Annotated in this window: 12 protein-coding genes; 6 read left to right on the forward strand and 6 right to left on the reverse strand. The window is 46.8% G+C overall.

Translation table 11 applies throughout. The features are described from left to right. Nucleotides 1-606: 606 nt before the first annotated feature. On the forward strand, nucleotides 607-2,025 hold the full coding sequence (locus tag AC3E9V_RS19060; protein ID WP_488749749.1) for a choice-of-anchor Q domain-containing protein: 1,419 nt from the start codon (nucleotides 607-609) through the stop codon (nucleotides 2,023-2,025). 72 nt (nucleotides 2,026-2,097) lie between these two features. Here AC3E9V_RS19060 and AC3E9V_RS19065 read toward each other — a convergent pair whose 3' ends face one another. Beyond that, a complete protein-coding gene (locus tag AC3E9V_RS19065) occupies nucleotides 2,098-2,955 on the reverse strand; it encodes a sensor histidine kinase (RefSeq protein WP_488749750.1) in 858 nt (285 codons plus the stop codon). A gap of 198 nt (nucleotides 2,956-3,153) precedes the next feature. Then, entirely contained in the window at nucleotides 3,154-4,704 is a 1,551-nt protein-coding gene (locus AC3E9V_RS19070; protein WP_488749751.1) for a hypothetical protein, read from the reverse strand. Between the two features lie 71 nt (nucleotides 4,705-4,775). Here AC3E9V_RS19070 and AC3E9V_RS19075 point away from each other — a divergent pair, with 71 nt between their 5' ends. From AC3E9V_RS19075 to AC3E9V_RS19095, 5 genes are read left to right on the forward strand one after another with little or no spacing between them, the layout of a single operon-like run. After that, nucleotides 4,776-5,639 (forward strand): UbiA prenyltransferase family protein, encoded by an 864-nt coding sequence (locus AC3E9V_RS19075; RefSeq protein WP_488749752.1) that lies wholly within the window; start codon nucleotides 4,776-4,778, stop codon nucleotides 5,637-5,639. Nucleotides 5,640-5,644: 5 nt separating this feature from the next. Continuing rightward, complete coding sequence (locus tag AC3E9V_RS19080; RefSeq protein ID WP_488749753.1) at nucleotides 5,645-6,994, forward strand: FAD-binding oxidoreductase; 1,350 nt, start codon at nucleotides 5,645-5,647, stop codon at nucleotides 6,992-6,994. Continuing rightward, a complete protein-coding gene (locus AC3E9V_RS19085; RefSeq protein WP_488749754.1) occupies nucleotides 6,984-7,730 on the forward strand; it encodes an SDR family oxidoreductase in 747 nt (248 codons plus the stop codon). The genes AC3E9V_RS19080 and AC3E9V_RS19085 overlap by 11 nt, the downstream gene beginning before the upstream one ends. Further along, on the forward strand, nucleotides 7,727-8,353 hold the full coding sequence (locus tag AC3E9V_RS19090; protein ID WP_488749755.1) for an HAD-IB family hydrolase: 627 nt from the start codon (nucleotides 7,727-7,729) through the stop codon (nucleotides 8,351-8,353). Before AC3E9V_RS19085 ends, AC3E9V_RS19090 begins: the two co-directional genes overlap by 4 nt. After that, nucleotides 8,350-9,342: a hypothetical protein gene (locus AC3E9V_RS19095; protein ID WP_488749756.1), complete on the forward strand. Its 993-nt coding sequence runs from the start codon at nucleotides 8,350-8,352 to the stop codon at nucleotides 9,340-9,342. Before AC3E9V_RS19090 ends, AC3E9V_RS19095 begins: the two co-directional genes overlap by 4 nt. Before the next feature lie 219 nt (nucleotides 9,343-9,561). Here AC3E9V_RS19095 and AC3E9V_RS19100 read toward each other — a convergent pair whose 3' ends face one another. The 4 genes from AC3E9V_RS19100 to AC3E9V_RS19115 form a co-directional block, all read right to left on the reverse strand. Further along, nucleotides 9,562-13,857, reverse strand: a complete 4,296-nt coding sequence (locus AC3E9V_RS19100; RefSeq protein ID WP_488749757.1) for a T9SS type A sorting domain-containing protein — start codon at nucleotides 13,855-13,857, stop codon at nucleotides 9,562-9,564. A gap of 355 nt (nucleotides 13,858-14,212) precedes the next feature. Further along, nucleotides 14,213-21,574, reverse strand: a complete 7,362-nt coding sequence (locus AC3E9V_RS19105; protein ID WP_488749758.1) for a tandem-95 repeat protein — start codon at nucleotides 21,572-21,574, stop codon at nucleotides 14,213-14,215. 240 nt (nucleotides 21,575-21,814) lie between these two features. Further along, nucleotides 21,815-22,489 (reverse strand): acyltransferase, encoded by a 675-nt coding sequence (locus AC3E9V_RS19110; RefSeq protein WP_488749759.1) that lies wholly within the window; start codon nucleotides 22,487-22,489, stop codon nucleotides 21,815-21,817. Between the two features lies 1 nt (nucleotide 22,490). Beyond that, entirely contained in the window at nucleotides 22,491-23,444 is a 954-nt protein-coding gene (locus AC3E9V_RS19115) for a glycosyltransferase family 2 protein (RefSeq protein WP_488749760.1), read from the reverse strand. Between the last annotated feature and the right edge of the window lie 173 nt (nucleotides 23,445-23,617).

Genomic DNA, 23,617 nt, shown 5'->3' on the forward strand with positions numbered 1-23,617 from the left:
AATATAAACAGCTGATATCATGTCACTTATGTGTAAATATGAGCAGCAATACCGTTAATAAATATTAAGCTTTCACCCTGGAGTCGCCTGTAGTTGTATTGATGACAATGATGTAGTTTTGTGACTCAAATCAGTTGCCGCAATCAATAGCAGCACTTGATTTCAAAGATTGGCACTAAGAACTCGTCAATTGTTTTTTCGGAATAAGTTAGTATTTCTAAATTACAATTTATACGTTTGAAAATTATTCCAATAAAATTCAGGATGTCACCACTATTTAAAGTGGTTTAACGAAAGCTGATTTTGTTGGATTTGGTACTCAGGGGAAAGAAGTAATACAAATCAACTCTTACCGTTCCTTTTTTCGCTCAGCACACCTTTCCCGGTTACAATCAGTAGACGCAACTGAGTACTCCCATAATGGGGATGATTACATAATAGGCGAATCAAATTAGATTAATTACCGCTTTTTTTGAAATGTGACCGAACAACGGATTTATCCTGGTTCCGGTAATAAGCGATTGTTGGCGCAGAGCCAATGTATATGCTGATAAAATATCAGTTATATGTAATAAATATAATTAATAACAACTTAACTATTGAATAATGAGGGGACAGAATTTTACAGCAGTAATGCTGATTAGTATCATTGTGTTTGGTCTTACCAGCCAATGTGAAATGGGGTTAGAAGAAGTAGAGTTAGAAGAGGTGGATTCGCAAGAATCATTGGAGACAGAACTGACTGAGGAGACTGAAAATAAAGCATGCGATTGTGATTTTACCGTGGATGGGTACATCACAGATGGTGAAGCGCTTAATGTGCAGCCCGGAGATGTCATCTGCCTGGAGAGCGGAGTTACCTACGATCGGCTGGTCTTCAGGAATATTGTAGGAACAAAAAGTCAACCTGTAATCATCCGGAACAAAGGAGGAGTTGCCAGAATTTACTCAGCGGAAGCCTTTGGGTTAAAATTTGAATACAGCAAAAACTTCAAACTTTCCGGTGATGGTACTTCTGATAAATACGGCATCAAGGTAACCACCGAAAAAGGGTTTTATGTAACGATGGAGAAGTTTAGCACCGATTTTGAAGTTTCAAAAATTGAAGTAGCGGGGGCATTTGCCAACGGACTTGGTGACCGTAGTGGGTTTGCCGCAATAGGTGTGAAGACAAGTCCTTATCAGGATTGTGATCTTTTTACAGATCCTACACGCCAGGCCTGGATCATGCGAAATATCAATATACATGACAACTACATACATGATACCGGAGGTGAAGGGATCTATATGGGGCATGGATTTTACAAAGGGCGGAAGGAGTCAAAATGCGGCAGTATGACCTACTCACACTCGATACAGGGAGTTCGAATACACAACAACCTGATTGAAAATGTAGGCTATGACGGCATCCAGATAAAAAATGCCGATCATGATGTGGAAGTCTATCGAAACACGATCCGCAACTTCGGCACCAAAAATACCAACCCACACAACGAGGGATTATTTATCGGCGAGGGAACCACCGGGAAGTTCTTTAAAAATATTGTTGATACGGGAAGCGGTAACGGTTGTCAGATACAAGGCCTGGGAAACCTCACGCTGTTTAATAATGTGTTTATCAATTCCGGAGAAAATGGGATCTATGCAGCCTATGGTGAGTTTGCCGTTCGCCTCGACGATGGGTTTTTCAATATTTTTAATAACACCATCTATAACTCAGAGCAGTATGGCTTTGTCTTTCACAATACGCTGGGCGGGGCCAAACACTTTGCTAACAACCTGGTCGTGAAAGCCGGCATCCTCATGAAGGAATCTGATGATGTAGAGACGATAAACAATATGCTCACAGATGATGCCGCAAGTATGCTGTTTTCAAATGTAACAAACAAAAACTTACACCTGAAAGTAGGGTCTCCCGGCATTGATGCCGGAGCAAATTTATCCGGCTATGGGATCACGACTGACTTTGACGGGAAGTCCCGGCCAAGGGGAACCGCCTACGATATCGGTGCCTACGAATATTAAGTTCCGTAAGGGTTTTTAATTAATCCTTCAGATGGAAAGAGAGCCGGTCACTGTTGACCGGCTCTTTATCCTTTATAAGCTAAATTTAAATATCGTTTCCTTTCCCGGAACCGACCGGGCATTGATCCTGCCTCCATGCTTTTCAATGATCCGCTTGCACAGCGTGAGTCCGATACCTGTACCATCATAGTCTTTAGCAGACTCCATGCGGCCGAAAAGATCAAACAGTTTTGTGGAGCCGGATTCCTTGAACCCGATCCCATTATCTTTCACCCAAAACTCCGGTTGCTTCCTCGAAGTTTGACAGCCAATCTTCACAACGGGTTTTTCCGTACGCTGACTATACTTGATGGCATTGGAGATCAGGTTGGTCCATACCTGGCGGATCAGTCCCGGGTTACAGCTTACAGTGGGCAATGTGTACACCAATAGCTTGTGCTCGTTTGTGAGGTTGTAGCTAAATTTAAGATCCTCCACCACTTCATTCACCACCCCATGCATATCCACATTTTCCTTTTCGAGGATGATGTCCTGATGGGAAAAAAGGAGCAGATCATCAATGAGGCTATTGAGCTTTGAAACCTGCTTTTCGATTTTATCTGCATGATCGGCTATTTCAACGGTTTTGTTTTCATTATCAAGGGACCTGATCAGATGGGCGATCATAGAGATACTGTTCAGCGGGCTTCTGATGTCGTGGGCAATGGAGTACGAGAATGCGTTGAGCGCTTCAAGCTCGTTGTGTCGTATGTCCAGCTCGCGGTTGAGCTTGCTCACCGTCTTCTCAAAAGCATTTCGTTCTTTGATTTGACTTCTCACATTTTCATTGATGACTTGAAGCTTTTGCTTTTGAACTTCAAGCCTCTGAAAATTGTGTTTCTCCTGCGGCACTATTCCCTGCGTCATATCCATAATATTTGTATCTTTCAAAATATAGCGGTTGATTAGAATGTAAAGATGGTCCAAATACAAGTGAGTCCATTATAGAACTCCCCATAAGACTTATAGATGTTACTGTTTAGGCTTGGGGAACGAGTTTTACCGGTCAAAACAAACCAGAAAACGCCTTTAGGACATCTCAAAATTCGCTTATCCTTCATCTTTATGGAGAAGGGAAGGTGCCCTTAACTACTCCTTGCGCACCCACACCTCCACTACGGAGTTTTCGAGCTTGCGGGGAGCCAGAAACGACTGATCCAACTGGTAATAGGCTTTCAGGGTGTCCTGAACCTGATAAGGGTAAAAATGAACCAGCCCGGGGATGTCCTGAAAAAGTACCAGGTCGTATTCGCCATTTTTCACCCGGCGACACAACTCATCTACTTCTTTCTGAAAAATCCCGATGTTGAGGTGGTACCACAGAGGCTGATCGACGGGAGGTGTGAAACCAAGCTCCAGAGCAAGCGGTGTGAGCTCCGACATATTTAAGACGCTCAGCTGCTCCTTTTTCGTAATGGGCAGCTCCATGATTTTCTTCAGTCCTTCGGCGGTCTCCTGCGGCATAGTCACTCCTGCAAAGCTCTTCAGGGAAGATTCCATCCATCGCTCAGAGCGAATGGCCACCGTGGAGTTCTTTTCCTTTGCGGAATCTCCAAACACACCTTTTAGGTATTTCCAGTAGCCTGTGGAGAAAAGTAGCGTGATGACCACCGCGAGCACTGCTGCATTTTTAAGTTTATCCATTGCCCGACTTACCGGTGAGAGGGTGAGTAAAAGCGCAATGGCAGTGGCGTGAAAAAACGTCATGTGATCGGTAGGCAAAGGACTTGATACCCGGGTGATAAGCGCCTGACCTAGAAGTCCAAGCCCAATGATGGAAAGCATCATTTTATTCGGGTCGTTGAAGGTCGATTTGAACGACTTTTTACTGAGTGTGAGCATCAGCACTATGAAAAGGGCCAGGTAGATCTTCTCCCAAATGGCTTCACCGTTGAACAACGCATCCATGAGCAGCCCAATCCCAACCCGGGAGCTGTGCGGGGGCTGACCGTAGTTAAACCAATACAGAAAGTCATGTTTCAGGAATGGAATAATAAATGCAGCTGCCACTGTGAAAAAAGTCACCAGATATACCATAAGCGGAAGGTATCCTTTGGTACGGACGATCTGATAAACCAGCAGACCAACACAGATCATGAAGCAGATCGCCCCTCCGTCCTGCTTGGTGAAAAATGACAGAAAGGTGAAAAAGCCGCTGAGCAACAGGGCAATTTTTGAGAATACCGATTCGGGAGAGGTGATGTACCTGACCAGTAAGTAAAGTGCTACCAGTTCGTAGACGATCACCGAGTGGTTATACCACGGCCAGAAATTGAAGACGACATACGTGAGGCAGAAGGTAAGCAGTGCGAGCGAAACCGTAAGGGGCTTCACTTTCAGCGTATAAAGGATACCTCGCAAGCTGATAAAACTCACCAGGTTGATGAAAACCTGCGCATGGATGAGGGAGAGAAAGGAAGGCCCCAGGAGCTTGAAGAAGATGGCCGGGATGATCCAGTAACCAAAACCCATCGGCAGCCCGAAATCCTGATAAGGCACCTGCCCAAGGTACAGCCGATAGGCACCCTCCCACGATAGAAAAATATTGACCCTGTAGGGTAAACTGACAATTAGTGGGATCAGGAGAAAGGGCAGGCTGATAAACAGGTCTAATAGTCTACTGTAACTGATTTGTAACACAATTGAGCCTGTTTTCATGGGGAATAAAGATAACCTTTGAGGAGTCAAATATAGAATTTTAGAAGTAACTCATGCGTTACATTTTCCTTATAAGGGCACATCAGTGGGTTAAGAATCTCTTCATTTTTCTTCCCGTCTTTTTTTCAGGAGATATCCTGAACCCAGCCCTCATTTTCATTCTGTTTCAGGGATTCATCTGCTTTTGCCTGGTTTCCTCTGCCATCTATATTTTAAACGACTATTTTGACCGGGAAACAGACCGGAACCATCCGGTGAAAAAGAACCGGCCCCTTGTCTCCGGGAAAATCTCGGTACCATTTGCCCTGAGCGTCATGATCACCTTTGTGACTATCGGGATGGTCTGGGCGTTTATCCTGAGTGTCCCCTTTTTCTTGCTCCTCCTCCTCTATGTGATCATCAATATCGGTTATTCGCTGGGGCTAAAAAACATCACCCTGATCGATGTTTTCTTAGTCTCATCAGGATTTCTGATCAGGGCGATTGCCGGAGGTGTACTGGTCAGTATCTTCATCTCACAGTGGCTGATCATTATGGTCTTCCTGCTCTCTCTTCTGCTGTCTTTTGCCAAACGCAGGGACGATCTGGTAGCCGCCCAGGTGCCGGGTACTCCCCTGCGAAAGTCCTGCAGAAACTACAACCTGGATTTTATCAATATCAGCCTCTCGCTCATCGCCGGGGTGATCCTGGTAGCCTACCTCATGTACACGTTTTCGGCTGATGTACAGGATCGGATTGGTGAAAACTACCTCTACATCACGTCGCTTTTTGTCTTTATCGGCATCCTCCGCTACCTCCAGGTCACCCTGGTCAATCACGGTAGCGGCTCCCCTACCCGGGTTTTCCTCACCGACCGGATCATCCAGTTTACAGTGGTTGGTTGGGTGCTGGCATTTTTCACTACCCTTTACATTTGATTGCTGTGGGAAAAAACCAACAGATCGCTAATTGGAATGGTTTCCCTACCGTACACGCTCAGGTGCACACCTTCCGTACGGTGGAGGACCTTAGAAGGCTTTTGGAAGAGATCCCCCGGTTGATCCCCAGAGGATCGGGGCTTTCCTATGGAGATGCTTCCCTTGCTGACCATATTCTTTCTACGCTCAGATTCAATAAAATACGAAGCTTCAACAGCCAAACAGGCGTCATCCGCTGCGAATCAGGAGTGACTTTGGATGCCATCCTAAAAGTGATTGTGCCTAAAGGATGGTTTCTGCCGGTGACCCCGGGAACCAAGCACATTACTATTGGGGGTGCGGTAGCCGCCGATGTGCACGGAAAAAACCACCACAAAGACGGGTCCATAAGCTCGTTTGTACATCAAATGAAAATGATGATGGCGAATGGCGAACTCATTACCTGTAGCTACACACAAAAGCAAGACCTCTTTCAAAACACCTTTGGTGGAATGGGCCTGACAGGCGTGATCCTGGAAGTGGAGTTAAAGCTCAGAGCCATCGAGACCAGCCAGATTCGCCAACGGAACATCGTAGCGCCTAATCTAAAGGCCATGGTTGACTTACTAAGAGCTCACCATGACACCACCTACTCAGTAGCCTGGATCGACTGTCTTGCCACCGGAAAACAGCTTGGAAGAGGCGTAGTGATGCTGGGCGAACATGCCCGGCTAAGTGAACTTCCGAAATCAGACCGTCTTACCCCTTTGAAGATCCACGGGGATCCGAAATGGAGTGTACCGCGTTTTATTCCATCCCTGCTTCTAAATCCCCTGTCCATTAAAGTATTCAATCAGCTCTTTTTCACCAAACACCGGCTGGCGGCTAAAAGCAGCATCGTGGAATACGATAAGTTCTTTTATCCCCTGGATTTCGTCAAAGGATGGAATCGGCTTTATGGTAAAAAAGGATTTCTGCAATACCAGTTTGTGATCCCCTTCGAACATGGGGAAGACACCCTGGCAGAGATTGTCCATCAAATCAGCAGAAGTAAGCTGGCTTCTTTTCTGGCTGTGCTGAAGCTGCTAAAAGGGGATGGAGATACTATGTCATTCCCCTTGTCGGGGTATACCCTTTCTCTCGACCTGCCCGTCTCCGCCCGGCTGTTCCCTTTGCTGGAAACACTGGACGCCATCGTGGCAGAATGCGGAGGGAGGCTTTATATGGCCAAAGACGCCCGAATGAGTAGCCGGATGCTAACGCAGGGCTATCCGGCACTGCCTGCTTTCAAAAAAATCAGGGATTCAAACGGCGCCACGACCAAATTTGAATCACTGCTATCCAAACGCTTGAAATTGAACGAACATGACCAATAATAATCAACTAAGAACCGTACTCATCCTTGGGGGAAACTCCGATATCGGGATGGACATTGCAGAACAATTTGCAAGGAACGGGTTTCGAATACTCCTGGCGGGGCGAGACACCACCTACCTGAATCGGGTGGCCGATGATCTGAATATCCGTACCGGAGCGCCTACAAAAGTACACCACTTTGACGCACAGGATTTTGATACACACAGGGATGTTTACCGCAAAATGGAAAGTCCGGATGTGGGGGTCTGTGTCTTTGGGTATTTGGGAGATCAGCGAAAAGGGGAGCACGACTGGAGCGAGACAGAAAGGATCATCGATGTAAACTATAAGGGAGCGGTCTCCATCCTCAACATCATGGCAAGGGATTTTGCCAAAAGAGGATCCGGCACACTCATCGGGATCAGCTCAGTAGCAGGTGACCGGGGGAGGCAAAGCAACTACCTCTATGGAAGTGCCAAGGCGGGTTTTACGGCTTACCTCTCCGGGCTCCGCAACCGCCTGTATCCACTCGGCGTGCATGTGATCACGGTAAAGCCGGGGTATGTAGAAACCAGAATGACCGAAACCTTAAATCTTCCTGAAATGCTGACCGCCAGCCCGGAAGATATCGGGAAGATGGTCTACAAAGCCTATCACAAAAAAAAGAATGTAGTCTATGCTCTGCGTGTTTGGAATCCCATAATGGCTGTGATCAAGTCAATTCCTGAGGGTGTTTTTAAACGATTGAAACTATGAGCAAAGACCTGGCAATGTTCGACTTTGATGGCACCATCACCAAGAAGGACACCCTTGCGTCCTTCATCCTTCACACCAAAGGGCCGGTGAGGTTTCTCTTGGGGATGGTGCTCCTCTCACCGGTGGTGATTTTGTTCAAACTCAAAATCCTCTCCCGAAAAAGGGCCAAGGAGCAAGTACTCTCCCACTTTTTCAGGGGCATGAAAGAAACGGAATTCCAGGAACTTTGTAAGGATTTTTCCACGAATCGAATCGGCTGGATGCTTCGGGAAAAGGCGATGGTACGCCTTCGCAAGCATTGGCTCAGAGGCGACCGGATTGTGGTGGTGTCAGCATCTCCGGAAAACTGGGTGAAGGAATGGGCTACTTCCTACGGACTGGAGTTCATTGCTACTCAGCTGGAAGTGGTGGATGAACGCCTCACCGGAAAAATCCTTGGCGAAAACTGCCAGGGTATGGAAAAAGTACGCCGGGTGAACGCCTACCTGAACCTGGACGAGTTTACAAAAATTCACACTTATGGAGATAGTCGTGGCGACTGGCCATTTCTCCATCTGGGTACCTACAAAAATTTTAAGCCCTTTAGGGAAGAGGCTTGTTTTCATCCATTGGTGTCACTATGAACCGAAATTCGAAAAGTGTAAGTTGGCTGGTACTGATCCTGCTCATGAGTGGCTATGTCACCTACATGCATGTGACCGATTGCCAGGCCATCGACATGACTCGTCAGATGGAGCGGCAGGAGCGGATCATGGAAGGGGATTCGGAGTTTTTCAACCCCTGGCAGTATCGGATCTTTGCTCCCCTCCTGCTGGAAGCCTTCATTGACGCTACTAACTCGGCCTATCCGGGTCAGTACAAAGAGGCTCCCTACCTGATGCTCCATTTTATACAGCTAGTACTCCTTTTTTACCTGGCGCTGTATTTTTACCAATTACTGGGGCTGAAAAATCCCTACCTGCTTGGTGCCGGACTGATGCTGGTCTGCTACAGCATGGCGGCAAGTGTCTTCCGCTCCGACCTGTCATTCAACACCTATTTTGATGTGGCTTTTTACCTGCTGGCAGCTATCCTGATACTCCGAAAAGCCTGGTTCTGGGTGATCCCCCTTGCATTTTTTGCTGCGCTCAACCGCGAGACCAGCGCCTTCATTCCCCTGATGCTTCTGATCCCCTTCCCTATGAAGAAATCAAAAGAGAGAAAACAAAAACTAATCGCTTTCGGATTGTCCGTTCTCGCCTTTGCTATCGCCTTTTTGGGAACCCGCTGGTACTTTGGGTATGAGCCTGCCGTGGGTATAAATGGGATGACCTCCCCTCTGGAATACCTGAAGTTCAACCTGACCTTTTTGAGGCTTTATCCCTTACTGATCGGGACCCTGGGCATTGTGCCCATCCTGGTGATTTTGAATCTGGGTAAACTCACTCACCCGCATTTGAAAGCCTGGTTTTGGCTGATCGTACCGGCCTGGTTTGTCATTCACTTCCTCAAAAGCAACGCAATGGAAACCCGGCTTTTCCTGGTGCCTCAGGTGTTGATCTTCGTGCCGGCTTTTCTTTGGATGCTGGAGCAATGGGGATTAAAAAATGGTGTGAAAGCAGGGGCGGAATGACCTCAGAACCTAATCCTGAAGGGAATTTCTTGTTTATAGGAAATGATGACACATGAAAAATACGACCCGCCAGCTGGCGGGTCAAATTAACAACGCCACGATCCATTCTACAAACATTAGAATTCCAGCAGATTCAGCCAGATCAGCTCCAATACCCGATCTACCAAAAAAAGGAGCACGCTTGCACATGCTCCCTCCTTCCTTTTAATTTATTGCTTCCTACCTTTTAATAATCCGGTAAGTCTTATTGCCCAACTGCAGGATATATTGCCCTGATGCCTGACGGGCCATATCAATGGTGATCTTATTTCCGTTTGCCCTATAGTCAAGGGGTGAAATTTCCCTGCCATTTGTCAACTCGAAAAGGCGTATGGCATCCGTAAAAGCATCACTGTTGCCGTCCCAGGTTACATGTACCTTCCGGGGAGAAGGATTGGGAAAAACCCTGACATCAGAATAGTTGGCTACACCAACTGTTGCTATACTGGCACTACCAGCGCTACAGTCAGTACTGAAGCTAACCCCCGGATCCACAACAGCTGTGAAATTGGCTTCTGCATAAGCCACATCATCTACCCGGATACAGGTCAGGTCATTATCGCGTGCATCAAAAACCTGAAAATTGTGGTTATTCCCATTCTGCATGTTCAGCTCGGTCAGGTCGTTGAGGAACACCCGAAGCTTATTGATCTTTGTATTGGCGCTAACATCAAGACTCGTCAGGTTGTTTTTCTGACAGTGCAATTGAATCAATTCGGTATTAGCTGTCAGATCCATAGCGGTGATGAGGTTATTGTGCACACGCAAGTCGGTCAGTGCGGTAAACGCGCCGATCCCTTCGATGCTCGCGATCGCTTTGGAGTTTACATTGATCATTCCCGTAAAGGCAGCTGCTTCGGTGGTTTGAATTTCTGCATCTCCATTGGTGTTGATCGTTATATTGGCCAGTAACGCCGATTTGAAATTAGCGTCCGGGATGTAAACGACCCCTTCGGGTACTCCGGCACAGTTGGCGCTGAAGGGTACTCCTTCATCCACGGTTACGTTCGTCTCATTGTCTTCGTAATAACCTGGTGTGGAGGTTTGAATACAGATCAGGTCAGGATTGCCATACGCATCCAGGTATTCTATTATACCGCCCAGGTCCAAAAAAGTCAACTGGTTGTTTTGACACCCCAGGTAGTCAAGCCCCATAGCGCTTGCATCCAATGAAGTGAGGTTGTTTGAAGCCAGGTTTAACTGTAACAATTCATCGAATGCTTCAACACCAGTAATATCGGAGATGCCTGCCCCCTCTGCATTTATCAATGTAACGCCCGCAGTTTCACTCACCTGGATCTCATCATCACCATTGGTATTAATGCTTGAATCAGCCAACAGCACAGCTTTGAAATTGGCATCCGGAATGGTCACTATTGGCTCACTGTCACCGCAATTGGTGCCGAAGCTAACCCCCGGATCCACAACATCAGTGAAATTGGCTTCTGCATAAACCACATTATCAACTCGGATACAGGTCAGATCATTATCGCGTGCATCAAACAGTTCAAAATTGTGGTTATTCCCATTCTGAATGTTCAGCTCGGTCAGGCTGTTGAGGAACACCCGAAGCTTGTTGATTTTTGTATTGGCGCTGAGATCAAGACTTACCAGGTTGTTTTTCTGACAATGCAACTGAATCAATTCGGTATTAGCTGTCAGATCCATAGCGGTAATGAGGTTATTGTGCACACGCAGGTCAGTCAGTTCGGTAAACGCCCCGATCCCTTCGATGCTCGCGATCGCCTGGGAGTTTACGTTGATCACGCCTGTATAGGCAGATGCCTCGGTGGTTTGAATTTCTAAATCTCCGTTGGTATTGATGGCGGGGATAGCCAGCAAAGCGGCTTTAAAAGCAGCATCCGGGATGTAAACGACCCCTTCGGGTACCGCGCAGTTGGTACTGAAAGTAACTCCTTCGTCGACAGTTACATTCGTATCATTGTCCTCGTAATAATCTGGTGTGCTGGTTTGAATACAGGAAAGGTCAGGATTACCATACGCATCCAGGTATTCTATTATACCACCCAGGTCCAAAAACGTCAACTGGTTATTTTGACACCCCAGGTAGTCAAGTCCCATTGCGCTTGCATCCAATGAAGTGAGATTGTTTGAGTCTAAGTTCAACGTCAACAATTCATCGAATGCTTCAACACCAGTAATATCGGAGATGCCTGCCCCCTTTGCATCTATCAATGTAATGCCCGCAGTCTCACTCACCTGGATCTCATCATCGCCATTGGTATTAATGCTTGAATCAGCCAACAGCACAGCTTTGAAATTGGCATCCGGGATGTAAACAACACCACAGTCGGGGCTAAATGTTACCCCATCGTCCACATTGGCCGTCCAGTTTGTTTCCGCAAAAGCTACATCATCCACCTGAACACATTCCAGATCCGAATTATCCAGGGCAAAAAATTGCTCGATCACCATGCCGTTTTGCAGGTTGAGCAACGTCAGCGCATTGCTGCTCACCAGTATAGTAGTTAGCGATGTGCCGCTAATGTCTAAAGCTGCGAGCAGGTTGAAGGTAACGTCCAAAGTAATCATCCCGGATGGATAAAGTACAGAGGACAGTTGGTTGTTTTGAGCATTCAGCTCCTGCAGGTCTACGTTTTCGGTTACATCCAGCGAAGTAAGCTGATTGCCACTCACATCGAGGTGAGTCAGTGCAGTAAATGCACTGATCCCGGTCAGATCTGCTATGGTCTGTGACGCTACGTTCAGGTTAGTAACCACTTCTGCTTCGATCACCTGGATTTCTGCATCTCCATTGGTATTGACAGTGGTATCGGCCAGCAATGCCGCTTTGAAGTTGGTATCCGGAATAGTCACGATGGGCTCACTACTAAATTCGCTACAATCGGTGCTAAACGCTACACCGGGATCAACATCCGTGAAATTGGCTTCTGCATAAGTCACATTATCTACCTGGATACAGGTCAGGTTGTTTTGATCGGCATGAAATAAGTTAAAATTAGCGTTATTCCCATTTTGCACATTGAACTCGGTGAGGTCATTGTCAAAAACCCGAATATGAGTAAGTTGGGTGTTCGGGCTCAGGTCCAGACTGGTGAGCTGATTTTGCTGAATGTGCAATTGCTTCAAGGCCGTATTGGCGCTCAGATCAACCTCAGTGATCAGGTTATTAAGTAAGCGCAGATCAGTCAATGAAGTGAATGCTTCCAGTCCAACCAGCGAAGCAATTTTTTGGCCATTGGCTTTGATCTGACCGGAGTAGGCAGCCGCTTCAGCGTATTGGATCTCCGTATCCCCATTGGTATTGATGGCTGAATTGGTAATCAGAGCCGACTTCAAATTAAAATCAGGGATGTAGACCAGATCGTCCGGATTGGTCTCACCAGTCAGGTTGACCGGGTAAGACTCAGCCCAGGTACTGTCAAGGGGCTGAAGGAATCTCACGGTATAAATCCCCGCTTCCGTAGCGGTATAGTATCGTCCGTTTGCACCGGCGATGGGGAGTCCATTCCGCCTCCATTCGTAACCATTAAACCCGGCCGAAAACCCCAGTTTCAACGGCTGTTCAATGCTGGCCGTGCTTGCATTCGGATCACCGAAGATGTAAATTTTTCTTTTGCTCTTCACGAGCATCCATGAGAAGAAATCGGGCTCGTTGTAGGCGGAGTTCCAGGTACCATGATCCAGATCGGGATAGACTGTAAGACGGGGTTGGGCGCCTTTTTCCACGAGTTTATTAATCCACTGGTTGGCTGCTCCCGGACTGGGATTGATATCCTGCCCGCCCTGAAAGAGCCAAATTGGCATGGTCACAAGCGTATCGGTCATGGCCGCCAGGTCCGTACCTACACCGGACATGGGCAAGATGGAGGCTATCAGATCTGACCGATCGGTACTAAGCGACCAGGTCCCTTTGGCGCCATTAGACAACCCATGTAAATGGACCCTGAATGGGTCTGCATGGTGGTTTTTGATCATTCGTTCGATAATGAGAATAGCCATGCGCTTGTTTTCAATGTCCCAGGCTCCATTGTAACTCACCTGGGGGAAAATGACTATTCCGGGGAATGCCCGCGCATTTCCCAACGGCCGATTCACTGCATCCCGGTGCTGAATGCCCCCATAATGCAAATGATGTCCGTTGTTATCATACTCCGGATCAGTAGGCAAATACTCAAATTTGTCGGTCCACTTGCGGCCAGACTCGCCGGAACCATGCAGCATCACAATCATTGGATACTTTTTAGTATTATCATCGGGGTTGTATCCGGGAGGAAAGATCACGCGCCAGTTCATAAATTTAGAAACTGACCCTGAGGCGGTGCGTTCCGAATAGGCGTATTCCTGGTATAGGGTGTCATCCCAGGTGACCATTTTGTAAAAGTGGCCCTCGACTCCATTTCTAATAGAAAGGCCACTCTGATAATGAACCGACTGGGCCAACAGCTGAAAAGCGGAAAGCAGAATAAGACTTATGTTGAGAAGTTGTTTCATGGTATTAACTGGTTTGTTTGTTTTGGTATATCGAAAACACAGGTGTTCGGGAAGGAAAATGAATGGTGATAAAGTCAATCTCCCAAAAGAGTCAGGAAGGGGAGTTATGATCCTTGTGGGCCCAAACTCACCAAAAAAACCAGTTGAGGCTCTTTAGCCTTCAGATTCCAGCCGACCGCCAGAAATTTCATTAGCCAAAAGTACCTGATCAAACAGGTAGAAAATGTGATCGGTGCTTACAAAACAGTGACCTCTACGGACTCATTTCATTACAGTTCCCTTACATATGGAACCTGTAGCAAAAAAAGGGCGGCTCCAGGAGCCGCCCATTGCAATAGCCGTAGCTAAAGCTGCCTTAGTTTACCTTTATGATTCGCTTTTTCAGCATCTGTTCTCCATTTTGAATGATAATCAGATACATGCCTTCGGGAAGGGTTGACAGGTTCATTTGGATTTTCCGGCCATTTGACTTTTGCAACTCTCTTCCGTTTAGATCTGCTAACCGAACAATCACAGACTGCTCAGCGTCAATGTGGAGATAATTAGAAACCGGATTGGGATAAACCACCACCTCAATTTCCTGACCCAGACCAAGTGGTGCATCATTAACAGTTACTACAAAGCCATCGGTTACCGAACCACCATTTCCATCATTGGCTGTTACGGTGACGGTTGCGGTTCCTGATCCTGCTTCGGTGAGGGTGAGGGTGGTTCCTGAAACAGACACAGTTGCTACGGCTTCATCACTGCTTGTTGCACTCAGTGTCAATGCATCGCCATCTGCGTCCGTGAAGGCCCTGCTCAGGTCTACAGTGCTGCTGCCAAATCCTTCGTTCAGGGCTTGATCTGAAAGAGCTGTGGCTACAACCGGTGCAGTGTTGATCTCATTTACAGTCACTGTAAAGTCATCGGATACTGTTCCGCCATTTCCATCATTGGCCGTTACGCTGACGGTTGCGGTTCCTGATCCTGCTTCGGTGAGGGTGAGGGTGGTTCCTGAAACAGACACAGTTGCTACGGCTTCATCACTACTTGAGGCTGTCAATGTCAATGCATCGCCATCTGCGTCCGTGAAGGCCCTGCTCAGGTCTACAGGGCTGCTGCCAAATCCTTCGTTCAGGGCTTGATCTGAAAGAGCAACGGCTACAACCGGTGCAGTGTTGATCTCATTTACAGTCACTGTAAAGTCATCGGATACTGTTCCGCCATTTCCATCATTGGCCGTTACGCTGACGGTTGCGGTTCCTGATCCTGCTTCGGTGAGGGTGAGGGTGGTTCCTGAAACAGCTACAGTCACCATGGCTTCATCACTGCTGGAGACAGTCAATGTCAACGCATCGCCATCAGCATCAGTGAAGGTGCCACTAAGGTCTACAGGGCTGCTGCCAAACCCTTCGCTCAGGGCTTGATCTGAAAGAGCAACGGCTACAACCGGTGCAGTGTTGTTGACTTCATTTACAGAGACAGTAAAGTCATCGGATACTGTTCCGCCATTTCCATCATTGGCCGTTACGCTGACGGTTGCGGTTCCTGATCCTGCTTCGGTGAGGGTGAGGGTGGTTCCTGAAACAGACACAGTTGCTACGGCTTCATCACTACTTGAGGCTGTCAATGTCAATGCATCGCCATCTGCGTCCGTGAAGGCCCTGCTCAGGTCTACAGTGCTGCTGCCAAATCCTTCGTTCAGGGCTTGATCTGAAAGAGCAACGGCTACAACCGGTGCAGTGTTGATCTCATTTACAGTCACTGTAAAGTCATCGGATACTGTTCCGCCATTTCCATCATTGGCCGTTACGCTGACGGTTGCGGTTCCTGATCCTGCTTCGGTGAGGGTGAGGGTGGTTCCTGAAACAGTTACAGTCACCACGGCTTCATCACTACTTGAGGCGGACAATGTCAATGCATCGCCATCTGCATCCGTGAAGGCGCTGGTCAGGTCTACAGTGCTGCTGCCAAATCCTTCGTTCAGGGTTTGATCTGAAAGAGCAGTGGCTACAACCGGTGCAGTGTTGTTGACTGCATTGACAGTCACCACAAAGTCATCGGATACGGTTCCCCCGTTTCCATCATTGGCCGTAACCGTAATGGCAGTTGTTCCTGTTCCTGCTTCGGTGATGGTGAGGGTGGTTCCTGAAACAGCCAAAGTTACTACGGCTTCATCACTACTTGAGGCGGACAATGTCAATGCATCGCCATCTGCGTCAGTGAAGGCGCTGCTCAGGTCTACAGTGCTGCTGCCAAATCCTTCGTTAAGCGAGAGGTCCGCTATTGGGCTGTCCACTACGGGTGCGTCATTCACATTATTGACCGTCACCACAAAATCGTCAGGTACGGTTTCCCCATTTCCATCATTGGCCGTAACCGTAAGGGTAGCTGTACCCAGCCCTGCTTCCGTGATAGTGAGGGTGGTTCCGGCAATAGCTACAGTAGCTACGGCTTCATCACTACTTGAGGCAGTCAATGTCAATGCATCGCCATCTGCATCTGAGAAGGCGCTACTAAGATCCACATCACTGCTACCAAATCCTTCGGCAAGCGAGAGGTCTGCTATTGGGCTGGCCACTACAGGTGCATCATTGACACCATTCACGGTTACCACAAAATCGGCTGAAGTGGTAATTCCTGACCCATCGTCAGCAGTTACTGTGATGGTGCATGTCCCAAAGTCAACTTCGGTGACCGAGAGTGCTGTACCCGAATAACTAACCGAAACAACACCTGTATTTGAACTGGAAACCTGGTAGCTAAGCGCATCACCGTCCAGATCTTCAAAAACAGCTGTCAGGTCAATTTCAAGTGTCGCAAATCCTTCATTCAAATCCTGATCCGCAATTGGATTGGCTACTATGATGCTTTCATTCTCATCATTGATGGTAATGGTAAAGGCTTCCTGGTAGCTGCCGCCATTTCCATCATCAACTTGTACCCGGATTGAGTAGGAATTTTGCGTTTCATAATCAAAGACAATACCGGACCGGAGCTTATCATCAGAAATTGTAAAAGAAGCATTACCTGTATCTCCCGTACCACTGACCAGCGAGTAGGTATGGGTTTCCCCTGCATCTTCATCTGTGGATGAAAAAGTACCAACTAATGTTCCCGTAGCTCTGTTCTCATCTATTGAAGCATTGTCAAGTGTTATATCAGTTGGCGCTTCTGCTATATCATTTACCGTGATAGTAAATGACTCTTCATAAGTATTCGCACCTCCATCTTCTACACTCAAACGAATTGAATAACTGTCTTTTGTTTCAAAGTCGAAAGATTCAGCAGTCAACAACTGATCTCCTGAAAGACTGAAGGAAGCATTGTCTGTATCTCCTGTTCCTGCTACCAGTGAATAAGTAAATGTATCGCCACTATCCTCGTCAGTTGTCGAAAATGTACCTACAGTAGTTCCGGTACTTTGATTTTCATCAATATTTGAGGATGAAAGTACTAACCCGGCAGGAGCTTCATTTAAGTCGTTAATGCTTATTGTAAACGATTTTTCATAGGCTCCTCCGGCATTATCATCTGTTTGGATCCTGACAACATATGAATTATCTGACTCATAGTCGAATGCAGCATTAGCAAGAAGTTGATCTCCGGAGATGGTGAAACTCGAATTATCCGTATCCCCCGTACCAGCTACCAAAGTGTAGGTGTAAGATTGTCCCTGGTCTTCATCCGTAGTTGAAAGCGTCCCTACGGGATCTCCTGTATTATTATTTTCATCAATTAAAGATCCTGACAAAGCTATATCAGTTGGTAATTCATTAATATCAATTACCGAAATCACTATTGCTTCTTCAAATGTACTACCTGCTCCATCATTGGTCTCTACACTTATATGGTAGCTGTTTTTTAATTCATAATCAAAAGTAGCTGCGGAATATAGTTTACCTGATGAAATAGTAAAAGACGCATTATCTGTATCGCCAGTTCCTGATATCAATGAATAGGTATAGGTACCGGCAACGTCTTCTCCCAGTGTACTGAAATTCCCTACCAGGGTTCCTGAAGCTTCATTTTCATTTACCTGATCATTATCCAGCGCAATATCCGTTATAGATGGAGGTACATCTGTTATATTGATCGTAAATGCCTCTGAATAGGTATTGGTACCATCGCTTGTTTGTATCCTGATTGTATAGGATGTCTTCGCTTCAAAATCAAACACTTCAGCAGAAACCAGATCGCTACCCGATATATTGAAAGATGCATTATCTGTATCGCCTGTACCTGAAACTAAAGTGTAGGTGTACGTTTCACCATTGTCAGGATCTGTTGTACTTAAAACCCCTACTACAGTCCCAACGGCTACACTTTCACTGATAGTGTTATCGCTTAATGTAATATCAGTTGGAGCTTCTGCCTCATTGGTCACATTAATGGTAAAAGCATTTTCCAGCAACCCTCCGTTTCCATCATCTGTCTGCACCCTGATTTCATAACCTGTCCTGGTTTCATAGTCAAAAGATGAACCAGCCTGAAGATCACTTCCACTTATGGTAAAGGAAGCGTTATCGGTATCTCCCGTACCAGCAACAAAAGTATAGATATGTGAATCAGCTGCATCTTCATCATCCGTGGAAAATGAGCCAATGGTTGCTCCTGCTAAATTATTTTCCTGAATGCTGTCGTTGCTTAGTATCAATGTAACCGGATCATCATTCACATCATTCACATTGATAGTAAATGTCTCGGAATAGGTACCTCCATTTCCATCATCAGTTTGAACAAGAATGGAGTAACTATTCTTAGTCTCAAAATTGAAAGATTCGGAAGCCAGTAGATCCGATCCGCTTATACTAAAGGAAGCACTATCCGTACCTCCCGTGATCAGGCTATAAGTGTAGGTTTCGCCCGCATCTTCATCTGTGGTAGAAAATGATCCGATGACATCATTTACAGCGTTATTTTCATTGATATTGGAAGCGCTTAGGATAACATCCGTTGGAGTTTCAGAAACATCATTGACACTGATCATAAACGCTTCCTCGTAAGTTCCACCGTTTCCATCACTGACCTGGATTCTGATCGAATGGGATGACTGTGTTTCAAAATCAAAGGAGACAGCCGTAAACAATGAATCACTGGAAATACTGAAACCGGCATTACTGGTATCTCCTGTTCCTGAAACCAGGCTGTACGCCGCATCATCATCTGTGCTTGACAATGTGCATACCATAGTTCCTGAAGGTTCATTTTCATTAATACTAGTAGCAGACAATGTAAGATCACCCGGTGCATCATTTACATCGTTGATCGTAATAGTAAATGACTCTTCATAAGTACCTCCCAGTCCATCATCTGTCATCACACGGATGGAGTAACCGGATTTTGTTTCATGGTCAAAAGTCTCGCCTGCCAACAGTTCACTGCCGGAAATAGAAAAGGAAGCATTGTCCGCATCTCCTGTGCCACTTACAAGTGAATAAGTATGCGTATCACCCGTATCTGCATCGGTGGTGGTAAAACTCCCAATGATTGCATCTACAGCGTTATTTTCATCGATGGAAGTGACATCTAATGAAATATCTTCAGGCGCATCATTACAATCTGTACTGAAACTCACCCCTTCGTCCACATTGGCTGACCAGTTTGCTTCTGCAAATGCTACATCATCCACCTGAACACATTCCAGATCCGGATTATCCAGGGCAAAAAATTGCTCGATCACCATGCCATTTTGAAGGTTGAGCAATGTCAGCGCATTGCTGCTCACCAGTATAGTAGTTAGCGATGTGCCGCTAATGTCTAAAGCTGCGAGCAGGTTGAAGGTAACGTCCAGAGTATTCATCCCGGATGGATAAAGTACAGAGGACAGTAGGTTGTTTTGAGCATGCAGCTCCTGCAGGTCTACGTTTTCGGTTACATCCAGCGAAGTAAGCTGATTGCCACTCACATCGAGGTGAGTCAGTGCAGTAAATGCGCTGATCCCAGTCAGATCTGCTATGGTCTGTGACGCTACATTCAGGTTAGTAACCACTTCAGCTTCGATCACCTGGATTTCCCCATCTCCATTGGTATTGACAGTGGTATCGGCCAGCAATGCCGCTTTGAAGTTGGTATCCGGGATGGTCACTCTTGGCTCACTACTAACTTCGCTACAATCGGTGCTAAACGCTACACCGGGATCAACATCCATGAAATTGGCTTCTGCATAAGTCATATCATCTACCTGGATACAGGTCAGGTCGTTTTGATCGGCTTGAAACAAGTTAAAATTGACGTTATTCCCGTTTTGTACGTTAAGCTCGTACAGGTCATTGTCAAAAACCCGAATATGAGTAAGTTGGGTGTTCAGGCTCAGGTCCAGACTGGTGAGCCGATTTTGCTGAATGTGCAACTGCACCAGGGCCGTATTGGCGCTCAGGTCAGCCACAGTGATCAGGTTATTAAGTAAGCGCAGATCAGTCAATGAAGTGAATGCTTCTATGCCAACCAGGGATACAATTTTTTGGCCATTGGCCTTGATCTGACCGGAGTAGGCAGCCGCTTCAGCGTATTGGATCTCCGTATCCCCATTGGTATTGATGGCTGAATTGGTAATCAGCGCCGACTTCAAATTAAAATCAGGGATGTAGACCAGATCGTCCGGATTGGTCTCACCAGTCAGGTTTACCGGGTAAGACTCAGCCCAGGTACTGTCAAGGGGCTGAAGGAATCTCACGGTATAAATCCCCGCTTCCGTAGCGGTATAGTACCGCCCGTTTGCCCCGGCGATAGGCAGCCCATTCCGCCTCCATTCGTAACCTTTAAACCCGGCCGAAAACCCCAGTTTCAACGGCTGTTCAATACTGGCCGTACTTGCATTCGGATCACCGAAGATGTAAATTTTTCTTTTGCTCTTCACGAGCATCCATGAGAAGAAATCGGGTTCGTTGTAGGCGGAGTTCCAGGTGCCATGACCCAGATCGGGATAGACTGTAAGACGGGGTTGGCCGCCTTTTTCCACGAGTTTATTGATCCACTGATTGGCTGCCCCAGGGCTGGGATTGATATCCTGCCCGCCCTGAAAGAGCCAAATTGGCATGGTCACAAGCGTATCGGTCATGGCCGCCAATTGCGTACCTACACCAGACATGGGCAAAATGGACGAAATCAGGTCCGGCCGATCGGTACTAAGCGACCAGGTCCCTTTGGCGCCATTAGACAACCCATGTAAATGGATCCTGAATGGGTCTGCATGGTGATTTTTGATCATTCGTTCGATAATGAGAATGGCCATGCGCTTGTTTTCAGTGTCCCAGGCTCCATTGTAACTCACCTGGGGGAAAATAACTATTCCGGGGAATGCCCGCGCATTTCCCAACGGCCGGTTCACTGCATCCCGGTGCTGAATACCTCCATGAAGCAAATGATGTCCGTTGTTATCATACTCCGGATCAGTAGGCAAATACTCAAATTCGTCGGTCCACTTACGACCAGACTCTCCGGCACCATGCAGCATCACAATCATTGGATACTTTTTAGTATTATCGTCGGGATTGTATCCGGGAGGGAAGATCACGCGCCAGTTCATAAATTTAGAAACTGACCCTGAGATGGTGCGTTCCGAATAGGCATATTCCTGGTATAGGGTGTCATCCCAGGTGACCATTTTGTAAAAGTGACCCTCGGCTCCATTTCTAATGGAAAGGCCACTCTGATAATGAACCGACTGGGCCATCAGCTGAAAAGCAGAAAGCAGAATAAGACTTATGTTGAGAAGTTGTTTGATAGTGTTCACTGGTTTATTTGTTCGGTATATCGAAAAAACCAGCTACGCGGGAAGGAAAATGAATAGCAATAAAGTCAAGGAGGGCCACAACCCAGTGGGCCAAACTCACATGAATATACCACTTGAGGCTTTTTTAGCCTTCAGATTCCAGCCGACCGCCGGGAATTCCATTAGTCAAAAGTACCTGATCAAACAGGTAGAAAATGTGATCGACGCTTACAAAGTAGTGACCTCCACGGATTCACATCATTACAATTTCCTTACCTTAATCAGGTTCTCATCGGGAAACTTCACGTTTTGGTCAGGGCTTTGGAGAAACTTAATGACCCTGGCCGGTACGCCCCCCACCATAGAATAAGGGGGCACATCTTTGGTGACCACCGACCCGGCTGAGACTATAGCTCCCTGACCAATATGAACACCTTTCAGGATGGTAGCTTTGGAAGCAATCCACACATCATCCTCAATGATCACTTCTCCGTTTTTTCCTAACCTGTACCGGTCGTGCACATCGTGAAAGTCACTATCCATAATGAGCGTGTAAGGCCCAATACGGACATTTTTCCCAATTGAAATAGATTTTTTGACGGAGATATGCGCCCCGTTAATACGCGAATAATCACCGACCGTGAGTTGCGCACCTTCATGCACCAGCAGCTTGGTACGTTCAAATACTGACCAGATGGCTGTGTTATTACCGAGTGTTATAGTGCCTGAAACGATAATTAATGGTTTACCATTAACAGAGACAAACCGGCCTTTCCGGCAATTGCGCAAGTAATATTTAGCCAGGAGTATCCGACCAAGTGAAGAGAGGGTTTTCATCAGGAGCAGAAAGTACAGGTTGATTGCTCCGCTAGTGGGATGACTTTGGCGGATTTCGCGAAATTTTGCATGGAGCAGGTTTTTGTATTCAGCGATCATTTTATGAGATATTGGTGAGATGAATCGGGTGTCCGGAGTCTGCTATACTTTCCTTACCCGGTTGCCCTGACCGGTGCTGAAAGTGCCATCTTACACCCCGAATAAACGCGCGGTAGTTGGCCCGGTCTCCACTCAAGATGAACTGTGCGATCTTTTTTGGAATGGTAAATAGCACAAAGAATAACAATGAACTCAACAGGGCCGGATGATGTACATTCCTGCGCAGAAACATGATCCGGTTTCGGGTCATGTGATAGGTCTGAAACGGTGACCCCTTTACGGTAGTTGAGGAAGCTTTATGATAGATCTTGGAGGCGCCCACATAGTAAAGCACATAGCCTCTTCGTCTGGCTTGTATGGCCCAATCATGCTCCTCGTAGTAGACGAAGTAAACCTCGGGAATGTACCCGATCTCGTCTATGAGGCTCCTGCGAAAAATCATGCAAGCGCCATGCACCAGGGCAGTTTCACGGGTGTAGTCGTACTGTCCGTCATCTGGCTGGAGATGGGCCACTTTCTTGCCGCGGCCCGTCCAGTTGTTGATGCCCGTTGAGCCTGCATATTGGATCTTTTTATTGTCATGATAGACAATCTTCGGGGAGGCCATGCCGGCATTGGGATGGTCGCGAAAAACCTCCACCAGCGGCTCCAGAAAGCCGGGTGTCACCTCCACGTCGTTGTTGGTCACCAGGATGAGCGAGCCTTTTGATTCGCGTATGCCCAGGTTGTTCCCTCCGGCGTAGCCCAGATTCTTTTTTGACAAAATGAGGTGAACTTCCGGATAATCAAGGGGAATATTTACTACACTTCGGTCGGTGGACGCATTGTCCACCACGATGATTTCTGTGCGCGGATAAGTGATTTTGCGCAATGAATTGAGCAGATCGATGGTAACCTGGAGATTATTGTAGTTAACAACAATGATCGATACCAGGGGGTACTGATTGGAATTCACTTGGTTCTCGTTTAAGTGCATAATGCTCTGGGTCAATCCGGAAAGTACGAAAGTAGTAACCTGCTGATTTCAGCGATTACACATTAAAGCTAGCGGAAGATATAGCCCGCCGGAAGCAAATCAGTTTACATTAGCATTACAGCTATCGAAATACATCGCATATTACCGTAATG

The sequence above is a fragment of the Marinoscillum sp. HNIBRBA16962 genome, assembly GCF_057801515.1.